13 protein-coding genes, 2 tRNA genes and 2 rRNA genes (1 of these 17 cut by a window edge) are annotated in these 15553 nt (G+C 38.5%); 7 read left to right on the top strand and 10 right to left on the bottom strand.

The window, feature by feature from the left end:
* The 4 genes from ABFU83_RS02950 to ABFU83_RS02935 all read right to left on the bottom strand — a co-directional run.
* Positions 1–1044: ribosomal RNA gene (locus ABFU83_RS02950) — 23S ribosomal RNA — on the bottom strand (it extends 1837 nt beyond the left edge of the window).
* A 183-nt stretch (positions 1045–1227) separates the two neighbouring features.
* Positions 1228–1301 (bottom strand) — tRNA-Ala (locus tag ABFU83_RS02945).
* A 90-nt stretch (positions 1302–1391) separates the two neighbouring features.
* Positions 1392–1465 (bottom strand) — tRNA-Ile (locus ABFU83_RS02940).
* Between the two features lie 174 nt (positions 1466–1639).
* A 16S ribosomal RNA gene (locus ABFU83_RS02935) occupies positions 1640–3155 on the bottom strand.
* Together the 16S and 23S rRNA genes with 2 tRNA genes alongside form the textbook arrangement of a ribosomal RNA operon.
* Positions 3156–3927: 772 nt before the next feature.
* Here ABFU83_RS02935 and thrS point away from each other — a divergent pair.
* The 7 genes from thrS to ABFU83_RS02900 all read left to right on the top strand — a co-directional run bounded on the left by thrS (position 3928) and on the right by ABFU83_RS02900 (position 10229).
* Entirely contained in the window at positions 3928–5874 is a 1947-nt protein-coding gene (gene thrS / locus ABFU83_RS02930; RefSeq protein WP_300491417.1) for a threonine--tRNA ligase, read from the top strand.
* Between the two features lie 95 nt (positions 5875–5969).
* A complete protein-coding gene (gene infC, locus ABFU83_RS02925) occupies positions 5970–6455 on the top strand; it encodes a translation initiation factor IF-3 (protein WP_230979003.1) in 486 nt (161 codons plus the stop codon).
* Between the two features lie 121 nt (positions 6456–6576).
* Positions 6577–6774 (top strand): 50S ribosomal protein L35, encoded by a 198-nt coding sequence (rpmI, locus tag ABFU83_RS02920; protein WP_136403190.1) that lies wholly within the window; start codon positions 6577–6579, stop codon positions 6772–6774.
* A gap of 107 nt (positions 6775–6881) precedes the next feature.
* Positions 6882–7226 (top strand): 50S ribosomal protein L20, encoded by a 345-nt coding sequence (gene rplT, locus ABFU83_RS02915; RefSeq protein ID WP_136403191.1) that lies wholly within the window; start codon positions 6882–6884, stop codon positions 7224–7226.
* A gap of 133 nt (positions 7227–7359) precedes the next feature.
* Complete coding sequence (rlmF, locus tag ABFU83_RS02910; RefSeq protein ID WP_347068803.1) at positions 7360–8466, top strand: 23S rRNA (adenine(1618)-N(6))-methyltransferase RlmF; 1107 nt, start codon at positions 7360–7362, stop codon at positions 8464–8466.
* Between the two features lie 9 nt (positions 8467–8475).
* Complete coding sequence (locus tag ABFU83_RS02905; protein WP_347068801.1) at positions 8476–9783, top strand: AAA family ATPase; 1308 nt, start codon at positions 8476–8478, stop codon at positions 9781–9783.
* A gap of 65 nt (positions 9784–9848) precedes the next feature.
* Complete coding sequence (locus tag ABFU83_RS02900) at positions 9849–10229, top strand: hypothetical protein (protein ID WP_347068799.1); 381 nt, start codon at positions 9849–9851, stop codon at positions 10227–10229.
* Positions 10230–10610: 381 nt separating this feature from the next.
* On the opposite strand, the gene ABFU83_RS02895 is transcribed toward ABFU83_RS02900, so the two are convergent.
* From ABFU83_RS02895 to ABFU83_RS02870, 6 genes are all read right to left on the bottom strand, one after another.
* Positions 10611–11522 carry a glutaminase gene (locus ABFU83_RS02895; protein ID WP_347068797.1) on the bottom strand — a complete coding sequence of 304 codons (912 nt, stop codon included), beginning with the start codon at positions 11520–11522 and terminating at the stop codon, positions 10611–10613.
* 51 nt (positions 11523–11573) lie between these two features.
* Positions 11574–12248, bottom strand: a complete 675-nt coding sequence (locus ABFU83_RS02890; protein ID WP_136403194.1) for a response regulator transcription factor — start codon at positions 12246–12248, stop codon at positions 11574–11576.
* 5 nt (positions 12249–12253) lie between these two features.
* Positions 12254–13051: an ATP-binding protein gene (locus ABFU83_RS02885; RefSeq protein ID WP_347068795.1), complete on the bottom strand. Its 798-nt coding sequence runs from the start codon at positions 13049–13051 to the stop codon at positions 12254–12256.
* A complete protein-coding gene (locus ABFU83_RS02880) occupies positions 13044–13679 on the bottom strand; it encodes a hypothetical protein (protein ID WP_347068793.1) in 636 nt (211 codons plus the stop codon). Before ABFU83_RS02880 ends, ABFU83_RS02885 begins: the two co-directional genes overlap by 8 nt.
* Positions 13680–13690: 11 nt before the next feature.
* Positions 13691–14023: a hypothetical protein gene (locus ABFU83_RS02875; protein ID WP_347068791.1), complete on the bottom strand. Its 333-nt coding sequence runs from the start codon at positions 14021–14023 to the stop codon at positions 13691–13693.
* A 234-nt stretch (positions 14024–14257) separates the two neighbouring features.
* Positions 14258–15523, bottom strand: a complete 1266-nt coding sequence (locus tag ABFU83_RS02870; RefSeq protein ID WP_347068789.1) for an asparagine synthetase B — start codon at positions 15521–15523, stop codon at positions 14258–14260.
* Positions 15524–15553 lie beyond the last annotated feature (30 nt).

Below are 15553 nucleotides of genomic sequence, written 5' to 3'. Positions count from 1 at the left end.
CATACATTTGGGGACCTTAGCTGATGGTCTGGGTTCTTTCCCTCTCGGACATGGACCTTAGCACCCATGCCCTCACTGCTGAAAATCATTATATAGCATTCGGAGTTTGTCAGGAATTGGTAGGCGGTGAAGCCCCCGCATCCAATCAGTAGCTCTACCTCTATATAACTAAATCAGCGCTGCACCTAAATGCATTTCGGGGAGTACGAGCTATTTCCGAGTTTGATTGGCCTTTCACCCCTACCCACAGGTCATCCGAAGACTTTTCAACGTCAACCGGTTCGGACCTCCACTGTGTGTTACCACAGCTTCATCCTGCCCATGGGTAGATCACACGGTTTCGCGTCTACCACTACTGACTATAGCGCCCTATTCAGACTCGCTTTCGCTACGGATCCACACCTGAAGTGCTTATCCTTGCCAGCAACGGTAACTCGTAGGCTCATTATGCAAAAGGCACGCCGTCACCCCACTTAAGGGCTCCGACCGCTTGTAGGCGTATGGTTTCAGGATCTTTTTCACTCCGTTATTCACGGTTCTTTTCACCTTTCCCTCACGGTACTGGTTCACTATCGGTCTCTCAGGAGTATTTAGCCTTAGCGGATGGTCCCGCCAGATTCAGACAGGGTTTCACGTGCCCCGCCCTACTCAGGATACCACTATTCTTATCTTCTCTTACTTGTACGGGACTATCACCCTATATCGTTAACCTTTCCAGGTTATTCCAATTCAATCCGCAAGAAATATCGTGGTCCTACAACCCCACAACTGCCGTAACAGCTCTGGTTTGGGCTTTTCCGCGTTCGCTCGCCACTACTTACGGAATCACTTTTGTTTTCTTCTCCTCCGCCTACTTAGATGTTTCAGTTCAGCGGGTTCGCCCATCTATCGATGTACTATGTCTTCAACATAGTGGGTTGCCCCATTCGGATATTTACGGATCAATTCGTATGTGCCAATCCCCGTAACTTTTCGCAGCTTATCACGTCCTTCTTCGCCTCTGAGAGCCTAGGCATCCCCCATACGCCCTTATTTTGCTTATTGTACTTACTTTTTTTAAAATATACCTTAACGGTACACCCTAAATTCTGTGCTTTCTAATTTTTTTGTTTTCTTATCTCAATATGTCAATGAACGGTTTCTTTTAGAGGAAAGAGTCTAGAACAAAGATCAAAGACAACGTCTTTTATCTTGATTCTTGTTTCTCTTTTCTACCTCCTAAGATAGTGGAGAATATCGGAGTCGAACCGATGACCTCCTGCGTGCAAGGCAGGCGCTCTAGCCAGCTGAGCTAATCCCCCATTCTTTTTTTTTGAATGTTGAATTTTGAATGTTGAATCAATCTTTAATTCAATTCTCAACTTCCAGAATTTCCTTATAAGTAAAAATTGTAGTCCCGGGCAGACTCGAACTGCCGACCCCTACATTATCAGTGTAGTACTCTAACCAGCTGAGCTACGAGACTATTTTTAAATTATTTTAAATTTTGAACGTTAAATTTTAAATGATATATCTAAAACCTAAGTATCACTCTTTAAAAATAGTATAAACTCTTTTTTTTACTTATTCTTCTTTTTTTTGAACTAACAGCGAGAGTAAAATCTCTTGTATGCATAAACCCTAATTATCGTGTCTCTAGAAAGGAGGTGTTCCAGCCGCACCTTCCGGTACGGCTACCTTGTTACGACTTAGCCCCAGTTACCAGTTTTACCCTAGGCAGCTCCTTGCGGTCACCGACTTCAGGTACCCCCAGCTTCCATGGCTTGACGGGCGGTGTGTACAAGGCCCGGGAACGTATTCACCGGATCATGGCTGATATCCGATTACTAGCGATTCCAGCTTCACGGAGTCGAGTTGCAGACTCCGATCCGAACTGTGACCGGTTTTATAGATTCGCTCCTGGTCACCCAGTGGCTGCTCTCTGTACCGGCCATTGTAGCACGTGTGTAGCCCAGGACGTAAGGGCCGTGATGATTTGACGTCATCCCCACCTTCCTCTCGGTTTGCACCGGCAGTCTCGTTAGAGTTCCCGACATGACTCGCTGGCAACTAACAACAGGGGTTGCGCTCGTTATAGGACTTAACCTGACACCTCACGGCACGAGCTGACGACAACCATGCAGCACCTTGTAATGTGTCCGAAGAAAAATCTGTTTCCAAATCTGTCACACTACATTTAAGCCCTGGTAAGGTTCCTCGCGTATCATCGAATTAAACCACATGCTCCACCGCTTGTGCGGGCCCCCGTCAATTCCTTTGAGTTTCAAACTTGCGTTCGTACTCCCCAGGTGGGATACTTATCACTTTCGCTTAGCCACTGAGCTTGCGCCCAACAGCTAGTATCCATCGTTTACGGCGTGGACTACCAGGGTATCTAATCCTGTTCGCTCCCCACGCTTTCGTCCATCAGCGTCAATATATTGATAGTAACCTGCCTTCGCAATTGGTATTCCATGTAATATCTAAGCATTTCACCGCTACACTACATATTCTAGTTACTTCCCAATAATTCAAGTCTTGCAGTATCAATGGCCGTTTGATCGTTAAGCGACCAGATTTCACCACTGACTTACAAAACCGCCTACGGACCCTTTAAACCCAATGATTCCGGATAACGCTTGGATCCTCCGTATTACCGCGGCTGCTGGCACGGAGTTAGCCGATCCTTATTCCTACAGTACCGTCAATCTACCACACGTGGTAGGGTTTCTTCCTGTATAAAAGCAGTTTACACACCATAGATGCTTCATCCTGCACGCGGCATGGCTGGATCAGGCTTGCGCCCATTGTCCAATATTCCTCACTGCTGCCTCCCGTAGGAGTCTGGTCCGTGTCTCAGTACCAGTGTGGGGGATCTCCCTCTCAGGACCCCTACCCATCATCGTCTTGGTAAGCCGTTACCTTACCAACTAACTAATGGGACGCATGCTCATCTTGTACCGTTGGAACTTTAATAATCAAATGATGCCATTCGATAATACTATGAGGTATTAATCCAAATTTCTCTGGGCTATCCCTCTGTACAAGGTAGATTGCATACGCGTTACGCACCCGTGCGCCGGTCTCAGGTTAGCAAGCTAACCCTACCCCTCGACTTGCATGTGTTAGGCCTGCCGCTAGCGTTCATCCTGAGCCAGGATCAAACTCTTCATCGTATATTTTTAATATTTTACGATAATTTCTAGGTCTAATTTGTTATACTCGAAAAATCTTACTCTCTCTTTGTATGCTGTCAATCCAATATGTCTATGAACTTAATTCTCTTTGTTTTATCACTAACGCGTCTCCTTGTTAGCGGCTGCAAAACTAAAAATTCTTTTTGTTTCTCGCAAGATTTTTTTGAATTTTTTTTTGAAAAAATTTTCTTCGTTTATCTTACTCAATATCTTTAAGAACTTCCCTGTTTTGCGGGTGGCAAAGGTAAATCACTTTTTTATTTCTCGCAAATCTTTTTTGACTTTTTTTCTAACCTTAGTCAATCCCAATCTGCCGTACTATACTTCAATGAACTCCCTTATTGCGGCTGCAAAACTAGAACCTTTTTCCATCTTTACAAACTTTATCAAACCTTTTTTTAAATCTTTTTCTTAACAACCTCATTACAAAGACGTAACAACAACATGTTTTTTTCGAATATCCGGGCTTTGCTTGCGCAAATCCAAGGATTGGCCAGGTTTTACGCATTTTTACACTATATATACCGGGTATGACAGGTTCCAAAAACCTGTCAGGTCTTCCGAAATTAGTACAATCATACCTATATATAGGACAATTCAGGCGATCAATCGACATCAAAAACGCATTACGCAAGAAATACCACTAAAAAAAGCCCAATTTAAATCAATGTAAAATATTTGAATTATACTACCTATATATATTGTATGTATTTCTCTAAACTTTTATATTTGCGCTTTATAAATTTAATATATGATAAAGATTACATTACCCGATGGTTCGGTAAAGGAGTTTGCACAAGGTGTAACTCCGATGGATGTTGCCAAAAGCATTAGTGAAGGATTGGCTCGAAATGTTATTTCGGCTTCTTTTAATGGTACAACAGTTGAAACCACGACCGAATTAACCACGGACGGTGCTCTTGTATTATATACCTGGAATGATAAAGAAGGAAAAAAAGCTTTCTGGCATTCCACTTCACACGTAATGGCGCAAGCTTTACAAGAAATGTATCCAGGCGTTAAGCTTACAATTGGTCCGGCTATTGACAATGGTTTTTACTATGACGTCGATTTCGGCGATCAAAGAATTACTGATGCCGACTTTAAAGCCATTGAAGATCGAGTTCTTGCTATATCAAAAGAAAAACACGAATTCAAAATGCGTTCCGCAACAAAAGCCGAAGCATTGGAATTTTACGCAAAAGAAAACAATCCGTATAAAACAGAATTAATCGAGAACCTGGAAGATGGAACGATTACTTTCTGTGATCATGCTACTTTTACCGACTTATGTCGTGGTGGTCATATTCCGAATACCGGAATCATCAAAGCCATGAAAATATTATCGGTAGCCGGAGCATATTGGAGAGGTGATGAAAAAAACAAACAGTTAACCCGTGTATACGGTATTTCATTCCCAAAACAAAAAGATCTAACCGATTATTTGGAATTATTAGAAGAAGCCAAACGTCGCGACCACAGAAAACTTGGAAAAGAATTGGAATTATTCCATTTCTCCCAACGTGTAGGACAAGGTCTACCATTATGGTTACCAAAAGGAGCTGCTTTACGCGATCGTTTGGAGCAATTCCTTAAAAAAGCGCAGAAAAAAGCCGGATACGAACAAGTTGTTTCGCCACATATCGGTCAGAAAGAACTTTATGTGACTTCCGGACACTATGCTAAATATGGAGCCGACAGTTTCCAGCCAATTCATACACCGGCTGAAGGAGAGGAATTTTTATTAAAACCGATGAACTGTCCGCACCACTGTGAGATCTATAATGCAAAACCGTGGAGTTATAAAGACCTTCCAAAACGTTATGCTGAATTTGGAACGGTATACCGCTACGAACAAAGTGGTGAATTACATGGTTTAACCCGTGTTCGTGGATTTACTCAGGATGACGCACACATTTTCTGTACACCGGAACAATTGGATGCTGAGTTTAAAAACGTAATCGACCTGGTACTTTATGTATTTGGTTCTTTAGGTTTTGAAAACTTCACCGCTCAGATTTCGTTACGTGATCCGGAAAAACCGGAAAAATACATCGGATCGGACGACAATTGGGATAAAGCCGAAAACGCGATTATCAATGCAGCCAAAGAAAAAGGACTGAATACGACAGTAGAATACGGCGAAGCAGCCTTCTACGGTCCAAAACTGGACTTTATGGTAAAAGATGCTTTGGGAAGAAGCTGGCAATTAGGAACTATTCAGGTAGATTACAACCTACCGGAGCGTTTCGATTTGACGTATAAAGGTTCTGATAATGAGCTACATCGCCCGGTAATGATCCACCGTGCACCATTCGGATCGATGGAGCGTTTTATTGCGATTTTACTGGAGCATACTGGAGGAAATTTCCCACTTTGGCTAATGCCGGAGCAGGCTATAATCCTGTCTTTGAGCGAGAAATATGAAAATTATGCCAAAAAAGTTTTAGATTTGCTAGAAAATCACGAAATTCGCGCCCTAATTGATAATCGTAACGAAACGATTGGTAAGAAAATCCGGGAAGCTGAAGTTCAGAAATTACCGTTTATGCTGATTGTTGGAGAAGAAGAAGAAAAGAACGGTACGATTTCGGTACGTCGTCACGGCGATTCCGGAAAATCAAATCAGACCATGACAATTGAACAATTTGCTTCTTTAGTACAAGAAGAAATTAATAAGACATTAAAATCATTCTAAGTTTAACTTAAATTTTTAGAGCCATAGCAATTAGAAACAACAGGGGCTTTCAGCCCAGAGTAGAAAAAAAGGATCCGCACAGAACAAACAATGCTATCCGTGTTCCTGAGGTTCGCCTTGTAGGAGAGAACATTGAGCCAGGTGTTTACAAAACATCGTTGGCCTTACAAATGGCAGAAGAGCAAGAATTGGATTTGGTTGAAATCTCTCCCAATGCCGCTCCTCCGGTTTGTAAAATAATGGATTACAAAAAGTTTCTTTACGAACAAAAGAAGCGGGATAAAATGCTAAAAGCAAAATCATCGCAAATTGTAGTAAAAGAGATTCGCTTTGGACCTCAGACAGATGAACACGATTATGAGTTCAAGAAAAAGAATGCTGAAAAATTCCTGAAAGAAGGATCAAAATTAAAAGCATTCGTATTTTTCAAAGGCCGTTCGATCATCTATAAAGAGCAAGGACAGATTTTATTATTACGTCTTGCTCAGGATCTTGAAGAATTCGGAAAAGTGGAAGCACTTCCGGTACTTGAAGGTAAGCGTATGATTATGTTCATTGCACCTAAAAAGAAAAAGCAATAAGCTAGTTCTTTTTACCATTTTAATCAACGGGCTTTTAGAGTCCCTGATATAGTATTGCAGTTTGTTTTTTCAGATTGTAATCAAAATAATAAGTAAGATAAATCTAATACCTAGGAAGAAAATGCCTAAAATGAAAACTAAATCTAGTGCTAAGAAACGTTTTAAAGTTACTGGCTCTGGAAAAATCAAGAGAAAGCACGCTTTTAAAAGTCACATTTTGACTAAAAAATCTAAAAAGCGTAAATTAGCTTTAACTCACGCAGCTTTGGTTCACCCATCTGACGTGAAGAGTGTAAAAGAACAATTACGAATTATCTAATCGTTCTTTCGGTTACAACAATTTAATAACCCTGGAGTAGTGCCTCGAATCCTGGTATTCGTCAAGAACCTGAAAAGGTCGCCTGCTACAAAAACAATTTAAGAATTATGCCAAGATCAGTAAATTCAGTTGCTTCAAGAGCTAGAAGAAAAAGAGTATTGAAGCAAGCCAAAGGATTCTTTGGAAGACGTAAAAACGTTTGGACAGTAGCGAAAAACGCGGTAGAAAAAGCAATGCAATATGCTTACCGTGGAAGAAAGCAAAAAAAGAGAAATTTCCGTGCATTATGGATTATGCGTATTAACGCTGGTGCACGTTTACACGGAATGAGTTATTCTCAATTCATGGGTAAAATCAAAGCAAACAATATCGAATTGAACCGTAAAGTTCTTGCCGATTTAGCGATGAACCACCCAGAAGCTTTCGCAGCTATCGTAACTAAAATTAAATAAAAACGTTTGTTAAACATATTTATCTTACTTATTACAAAGCCCATTCTTACGAATGGGTTTTTTGTTTTTCTGAAAGAAAGAAACGTTTCGGTTTCCTTATAATTGTACTACCTTTGTCGTCTATTGTATTCAAATGAAAAAAGATATTTCTTCCGGCACTGCCAAAACCTTACATCCGCGTAACCAACACAACAGTCGTTACGATTTTGATTTCCTGATCTCGGTCTATCCGGAACTGGAAGCCTATACCACCACTACCCCTTTTGGTGATACGAGTATTGATTTTGCGAATCCCGATGCCGTTAGAACACTAAATAAAAGCCTTTTAAAGGCGTATTACGCGATCGATTACTGGGAACTTCCCAAAACCAATCTTTGTCCTCCTATTCCGGGACGTGCTGATTATATCCACTATATCGCGGATATTCTGGCTGAAAGCAATTCCGGAAAAATCCCAACCGGTAATACGGTGCGTATTCTCGATATCGGAACCGGTGCCAGTTGTATTTATCCGATCATTGGTCACCAGGAATATGGATGGTCTTTTATTGCAACTGAAGTAGACAAAGCGGCGAAGAACACAGCCGAAACGATCATTCAAAAAAATCCGGATCTTAAAAATGAGATCAGCGTTCGCTTACAATCCAGCAAGCGTCAGGTTTTTAAAAATATCATTGGAGAATCGGAGCAATTCGATTTTACGATTTGTAATCCGCCGTTCCACGATTCGCGGGAAGCAGCTACAAAAGGAACCGAACGAAAGCTAAAAAACCTAGGCAAAAATACAGCCGGAAAACCGGTACTTAACTTTAGTGGTCAAAATAACGAATTATGGTGTGAAGGCGGCGAACGCGTGTTTATCACAAACATGATTTATGAAAGCGTACACTTCCAATCGCAATGCCTGTGGTTTTCGACCCTGGTTTCCAAAAATGAAAACCTAAAAGCGTTTTATTCCGTTTTAAAAAAGGTCAAAGCCGTAACGGTAAAAACTGTTACTATGGAACAAGGAAATAAAGTAACCCGTATTTTAGTTTGGTCGTTTCAAGAACAAAACCGACAAAAAAATGGAACGAAAAAAGATTTTAACGACTCGAATCCTCTAGTACCTATTTGCAATAAAATTGCAAGTACTCTAATAACTATACATTTCGACAATGATAATCATTTCCGAAAACCTTCTTTATTTACCATAACCTTAATCAATATAACTTTATTTTTTTTTAAATTTGGAAATTAAATTTAAAAAATGCAAAGAATAGAAATAAAAAACTTCGGACCAATAAAAGAGTTAGATCTTGAGATACAAGATTTCTCTTTGCTCATTGGTCCGCAAGCAAGTGGTAAGAGTACGATTGCAAAAACCATTTTCTTTTTCAAGTCTCTTAACGATGATTTGGTAAAATATTTCATTGATGCACTAGACAAAAACGAATTTAAAAAGCATTTTAACAATTCTTATGGAAAAATAGTGCGTCAAAAGTTTCTTGATTACTTTGGGGCAAGCACTCATTTAAACAGTTTACAGTTAAAATATTATTATAGTGATGATATTTGGATCAGCATTACACTTGAAACAAATCACAAATATATAACGCCTGAATTTAGTGAATCACTTCTTAAGAAAATAAAAAAAATTATTTGGGAAGTCAAAGATTTTTCACAGTCCATAAATCAAAGAAACCCATCTCTCTTAACAAGTAAAGATTTACTTCAGTTAGATACAGACAAAAGAAAATTTATTAATCAAATAAAGCAGAAATGTAATTCAATCTTTGAAGAAGATCGAGAATTAATTTTTATACCAGCCGGTAGAAGCTTATTAGCAACTTTGTCTGAACAACTACAGTATGTAAACTCTAGGAGTCTTGATTTTTTAATGAGGACTTTTCTAGATAAGATCAATATTGTCAGACCTATATTTAATAAATCATTAAGCGATATTATTAAAGAACGACGACTACTTACTCAACAAGACATTGATTATGAAACAACTAAACTTGCAGAGGAAATTATCACAAAAATTTTAAAGGGAAAATATCAATTCGATAAAGATGGGGAAAAAATTTTTTACACATCGAAAAATTATGTAAAACTTAGCTTTTCATCTTCAGGACAACAAGAGTCACTATGGATATTACTACTACTTTTTATTATTGTTTTAGAAAAGCAAAATGTTTTTATTGTTATTGAAGAACCTGAAGCTCATTTATTTCCAGAAGCACAAAAGGAAATTTCTAACCTTATAGCTTTACTTTTTAACATAAAGAACTCTCAAGTATTTATCACAACACATAGCCCCTATATACTAGCATCAATCAATAATTTAATACTAGCGCATCAAGTTGGACAATCTAATAGGGCAGAGGTTTCAAAAAAAATCAATAAAAATTTATGGATAAACAGGCAACAAGTTTTTGCAGCAATGGTCCAAAACGGATTAGTCACTGATATTATTGACAAAGAATTGAATATAATACAACAAGAAAAAATCGATTCTGTTTCTAGTATCATCAATAATGAATTCGATTTTTTATTTCAATTTGAAACTGAATAATTATGTCTTGTAAACCATTTGAAACTTGCTTTGAATTTCATAATCAAAACAGAAAAATAGTTACCATGACTGATAAGAAGTCATCAACAACATATATATATGAAAACAATTCTTCAAATAAATTAACCAAATATCGAGTTGATGGCTGCTTAATTGATGACCATAATTCAAAATGTGATTTTCTATTGCTCAACTGTGACAAAAAAGAATCATATTTTGTTGAACTAAAAGGATCGGACTTAATTAAAGCTGTTGAACAAATTGATCGTTCAATTGATTTGTTACACAGTAAATTCAAAGACTTTTCAGTTAATGGAAGAATTGTTTTAACAAGAGTAAATACAACCGATTTAAAGAACAGTAAATTAATTCGACTAGAACAAAAAATTAAAAGATTGAATGGAAATCTAAAAAAACAAAATAGGCAAATGACTGAAGTTAATTAATAATCAAATCAGTTTACTGCGGTTTAAAAAAATTAATCGGTTCAATAACAAAAGCTTTCAACTTCATAAAACCGATGTATGTTAGTAATCAGGTATTAATCATCGACACTTTTATTTGTCTTCAATAAAATCTCCCTAAAATATTCCGCTAAGCTAAATTATTCGATTCTTGACTAATGTGGTAATACGTTATAGAATTATTAACATCCATAATATCGGAATAATACAAAAACACAGATCAAAACCACTAACAAAGGACTTACATTAGACTAATTAAAAGGTAATATTTAATAGTCAAGTCAATTTTTTTGAAAACATTCCAAATAATAGTGATACCTCTTTAGCCTAACTTAAAACTAAGTAAAAAAACTTAAAAAGATTTTAAAATATAGACATTCCGGTTTTGGTTGTGAGTAGCTCAAGGGCATTCATACCCAATTCCGAATTTCCTTTTTCGTTTAATCGCGGACTCCAGGTTGTTACGGTAAAATTTTTAGGATATAAAGCCGCAATACCACCACCGATTCCGCTTTTACCGGGTAATCCTACTTTATAGGTAAACTCACCGGATTCGTCGTAAAAACCACACATCTGCATTAACGCATTTAAGCGCTTCGCCTGACTTTGCGTTAGCACCTGCTGACCATTTTTTGTGATCCCTCCATTGGCAAAAAAGAAGAAAGCATGTGCGAGTTCTTTACAACTCATTTCAATAGAACACTGAAAAAAGTAAAAATCAAGAACCCTATCCACATCGTTTTGAATATTGCCGAACGATTTGATAAAATTGGCCAAAGCCACATTCCGGAATCCGGTTTGCTTTTCCGATTCCGCGACACTACGATTAAAATCAATATCGGGGCTTCCGGACAAGGTTCGAACAAAATCCAGAAACTCTTTTTTAGGATCTTTTAATTGCGACACCAACATATCGGCTACTACAATCGCTCCGGCATTAATAAACGGATTGCGTGGTATTCCTTTTTCGTATTCCAACTGAACAAGCGAATTAAACGGATTCCCGGAAGGTTCTACTCCTACCCGTTCCCACATCCGTTCGCCCAATAGCGAAAACGCCATCGCTACCGTTAGTGTTTTGGAAATACTCTGAATGGAGAATTTTTCGTCACTATTCCCAATACCAAAATCATCGCCGTTGAGTGTGGTGAGGTGCATGCCAAACTTATCGGGATCAATTTTAGTCAGTTCGGGAATGGTTTCCGTAACAGTTCCGGTTACCGGCAGTCGCTTTATTTGTTGGTATATCTCCTGAAGAATGGCATTATAATTCATGCGGTCGCTTTAATTGAACCACAAAAATATGCTTTTTCGGAAAAACAGTCGTTATTGAAACGACAAACTATCGAGGCTGACAATCTTGTTTTGAATCGCATAAACGACTAACCCGGCCACATTTTTAGAATCCGTCTTCAACAACAGATTGTTGCGATGCCCTTCAACCGTCCGTGGACTGATAAACAATTTTTCGGCGATCTCGTTGGTATTCATCTGACCACAAATGAGCCGCAGGATTTCAATTTCGCGATTCGTCAGATAATCTTCATCCAGATTGGTTTTGGATTTTTTCTGTTCAAGAATCAAATTCTCATTAACCACCTGCATGACAAAATCGTTATAATAAAAACCTTTATCCATCACCTCATTAATCGTAAACAACATTTCCATTGGCGACGCATTTTTCACCAAATAAGACGCCGCTCCAACCTGAACCATATTCGCGATAAACGGTTTGGAATCATAACTGGTAAGTGCGATAATTTTGATTTGCGGATACCGGCGATGAATGAATTTGGTCGCTTCGACACCGTTAACCATCGGCATTTTAAGATCCATCAAAATAATATCGGGCAAACGTTGCTCGTTCAGATTCAGGTAATCAATCAGTTCCCCGCCATTGGAAGCTTCAAAAAGTATTTCGAAGTTTTTTTCCCGTTGCAGGATAAAAGCTATTCCTTTTCGGAATAAGGCTTCATCGTCGACTAAAATAATTTTGATCATAGGTGCTAAAAATTTATTGTGACATGAATTCCCTTATTAATTTCGCTTTCTACGCGTAGTTCTCCTTCCAACATTGCAACCCGACTTTCGATATTTTTCATACCCAAGCCAGCCAGTTTTTTAATATCCCTGGTATCAAAACCGCTACCGTTATCGGAATAATTGCAATAACAACCGTTGTTATCTTTATTAAAAACAATCATAATGCGGGTTGCTTTTCCATGCCGCAGCGAATTGTTGATCAATTCTTGTAAAATTCTAAAAATATGTAAGTGCTGTTCGACCGGAATGGCATCAAAAGTCCGCTGTTTTGTATCGTTTTTATATTCAATCTTGATGGTGCCACCACTACTTTGCTGACAAAGTTCGTCGATGGCCGCATGTAACCCAAACTTATCTAATATTGGCGGTAACAAATTGTGTGCTATCGTACGGGAACTTTCCAATACGACACCAGTAGTCGTAATAATATTCCCGGTTATTTCCTGTACTTCTGCTGACGATAAACCCGTTGACGTTAGCAAGTGACTGTTTAACGCAATGATATTTAGCTTGGAACTGATATCATCGTGCAAATCCTGAGCAATCCGTTCCCGTTCTTTTTCCTGTGTAAGAATGGTAGCCTGCAATAGTTTTTTCTGGTAATCGATTTCAAGATCTTTTTTTTCAAGTTCCTTTTGGATGATTTTTTTCCGGGAATAATACACAAAAAACAATATGGCGATAATCATCAGTACAAACGCGACAAACGTATAGAGTACCGCACTGATGATTTCCATATCTTTTGGATTGAGATTATTCATAGTCTTCGTTTTTTTTCAGGGAACGCTTACGCCATTCGATAAAGATAAACAGTTGATAGATCACCACCAGGGTTGCATTTAACAGCCAAACCACATTTCGGGATTCGAGTTGTAAGGTATTGATCAGATTTCCGGATAAAAACAACACCGTACTTCCAAACAAATACACCAAGATTCCGGTATTGATATAGTAATAGCGCTTTTCGGTATTTAACAGGTTATAAAAATGAAACATCGAATAAATAATGATCAGATATGACGTGATAAAAATTTCGAACAGATTAAAGCGAAAAAACAGCTCTTTATCCGTCAGATATTGTATTCCAAGAACGCACAAACAGGTCATTAAACAAGTTCGTACGATTCGTCGTTGCACTTTTTGCTCCAGAATTTCCAGATAAAAGAAACTTAAAAACACCATTTGCAGGATAAAATAGAAATGGGACAGGAACAAATTATGGATTCCGTTGTTTTTAAGCAAGCTGGTAAAAAACTGGATTATTGCGATAACCAGCAAATAAAGGGTAACTATTTTATAGGCTTTTTCTTCCTTCCGGTAATTTTTTAAATACAACAGCAGATTGATTCCCGAAAACAGATACCCTAAATAAATAATATAATTAATCAAAAGCAGCGTTTTTATTCTCCTTCACTAATAAAGGGAGCTTTTTTATTACACGTACTAGGGCAAGGCTCTGAAAAATCATAGATATAAAAACCTTTGCTTTCATCGATCATATCATTTCCATCGGCATCGACACCAACGATCATTAGTTTTTCCACATGATCTTCGTCAACTCCAAGGTAGGCTCTAACATTGGTAACGCCACATTCGCTCATTACCTGCGTAACGTCAATTCCCGGGATTAAAAACGCCTTTAATTTATGGTGCCCTACATAGTCACCTTTTTTTTTCTTCCATCTTTCCGCCCACTCCCGAGCAGTGTCCAAAGTAATCGTATTTTTAGCCATATTCAAGTGATTAAGTTCCGTGTAAAAATAATACTATTAATTTTTATTTTCAATGATTCCGTTAAAAATAATCGCAAATTATCACACTTTGTTATACAAAAGTAATCAAATCATAAACAAACAGTAAATAATCAAACATTTAAGAAAAAAATGTTATACAAATTGCACAAAAAAAAGCCCTCCTGTTTAGGAAGACTTTCTACCGTTGTGCTCTAAAATCGGACGTATAAAAAGTTAAGTTTTTAATTTTTTCTTTCGGGCCGCCGGGAATAATACATTATTTAAAATGAGACGATAACCGGGAGAATTCGGATGCAAATCCAACACTGTAGGCGCGTCACCCACGCGGTGTTCGTAATCTTCCGGATCATGACCGCCGTAAAACGTAAACATTCCTTTTCCTCGCGTCCCATGAATATAACGCGCTTCGCCATTGGCTTTGTTTTCGCCCATCACCAATACGCTCGATTTGATTCGTTCGCTGTCGAAAGCAGTTGTTTGTCCCATAAAGCCTTTGATCAGTTGGGTATGATTCTGGCACAACATACTTGGAATCGGATCCCATTTGGCCGAATATTCCATCAGTGAAAAATAATCATTATCCGGTAGTACTTTTCGTTTGCGCGACATATCGATATCCGAAAATTCATAAATCATCGGATTTCTTTCCAGAATAAAATCTTTAAAGGCAAAGCTTTTATTATAATCGATTCGCGATTGGTAATTCGCGTCACTATCGTCGCCGTCGAACATCGGTTCGCAAATATCCACACCTTCAGCTGATAAGGCGATGTCAAAACTATCGGTCGCCGAACACATGGCAAACATAAAACCACCACCAATCACAAAATCACGGATTTTATTAGCTACGGCGAGTTTTTCCTGTGAAACTTTACCGAAGCCAAGTTTTTTAGCCAATGCTTCGGCATCTCTTTTCTGTTCGATATACCAGGGTGCGTTGCGATAGGCTCCAAAAAACTTACCATATTGTCCGGTAAAGTCCTCGTGATGTAAGTGTAACCAATCGTATAACAACAAAGCATCACTCAGTACTTCTTCGTCATAGATTGCGGTAAACGGAATCTCGGCATAGGTCAACACCAGTGTCACCGCGTCGTCCCAGGGTTGTTTACCCTTTGGCGTATACACGGCAATTTTGGGTGCTTTTTCGAGAACTACGGTTTCCATATTCTGAGAAGGCGAACTGATATCTTCTAAAATCCCATTGGTTTGTCCATCGGAAAGCACTTCAAAAGTAACCCCTCGGATCTGGCATTCTTTTCGGATTTCCGACGCATCCGGCAACAAAAACGAACCGCCGCGATAATTGAGCAACCAACTCACTTTATAGTGTTTGTCCAATGCCCAATAGGTAATTCCGTAGGCTTTCAGATGATTTTGCTGTCCTTCGGCTTCCATCGGCAATAAAATAAAAGCCGCTTTTGCCGACAAGGAAATCAACATTAGTACGATGCTATATAGGATATTTCGAAGACGCATTCTTGTTTTTTATTTTCAAAGATAAACTAT

The organism is Flavobacterium sp. WV_118_3 (genome assembly GCF_039778605.1).
Taxonomy (GTDB): Bacteria; Bacteroidota; Bacteroidia; order Flavobacteriales; family Flavobacteriaceae; genus Flavobacterium.
This window is presented reverse-complemented; position numbering and strand designations above follow the sequence as displayed.

Coding starts and splice junctions, on each gene's coding strand:
- ABFU83_RS02895 (WP_347068797.1), bottom strand. CDS start 11,522: ATGAATTATAATGCCATTCTTCAGGAGATATACCAACAAATAAAGCGA.
- ABFU83_RS02870 (WP_347068789.1), bottom strand. CDS start 15,523: ATGCGTCTTCGAAATATCCTATATAGCATCGTACTAATGTTGATTTCC.
- ABFU83_RS02905 (WP_347068801.1), top strand. CDS start 8,476: ATGCAAAGAATAGAAATAAAAAACTTCGGACCAATAAAAGAGTTAGAT.
- rlmF (WP_347068803.1), top strand. CDS start 7,360: ATGAAAAAAGATATTTCTTCCGGCACTGCCAAAACCTTACATCCGCGT.
- ABFU83_RS02890 (WP_136403194.1), bottom strand. CDS start 12,248: ATGATCAAAATTATTTTAGTCGACGATGAAGCCTTATTCCGAAAAGGA.
- thrS (WP_300491417.1), top strand. CDS start 3,928: ATGATAAAGATTACATTACCCGATGGTTCGGTAAAGGAGTTTGCACAA.
- rplT (WP_136403191.1), top strand. CDS start 6,882: ATGCCAAGATCAGTAAATTCAGTTGCTTCAAGAGCTAGAAGAAAAAGA.
- ABFU83_RS02875 (WP_347068791.1), bottom strand. CDS start 14,023: ATGGCTAAAAATACGATTACTTTGGACACTGCTCGGGAGTGGGCGGAA.
- ABFU83_RS02885 (WP_347068795.1), bottom strand. CDS start 13,051: ATGAATAATCTCAATCCAAAAGATATGGAAATCATCAGTGCGGTACTC.
- rpmI (WP_136403190.1), top strand. CDS start 6,577: ATGCCTAAAATGAAAACTAAATCTAGTGCTAAGAAACGTTTTAAAGTT.
- ABFU83_RS02900 (WP_347068799.1), top strand. CDS start 9,849: ATGACTGATAAGAAGTCATCAACAACATATATATATGAAAACAATTCT.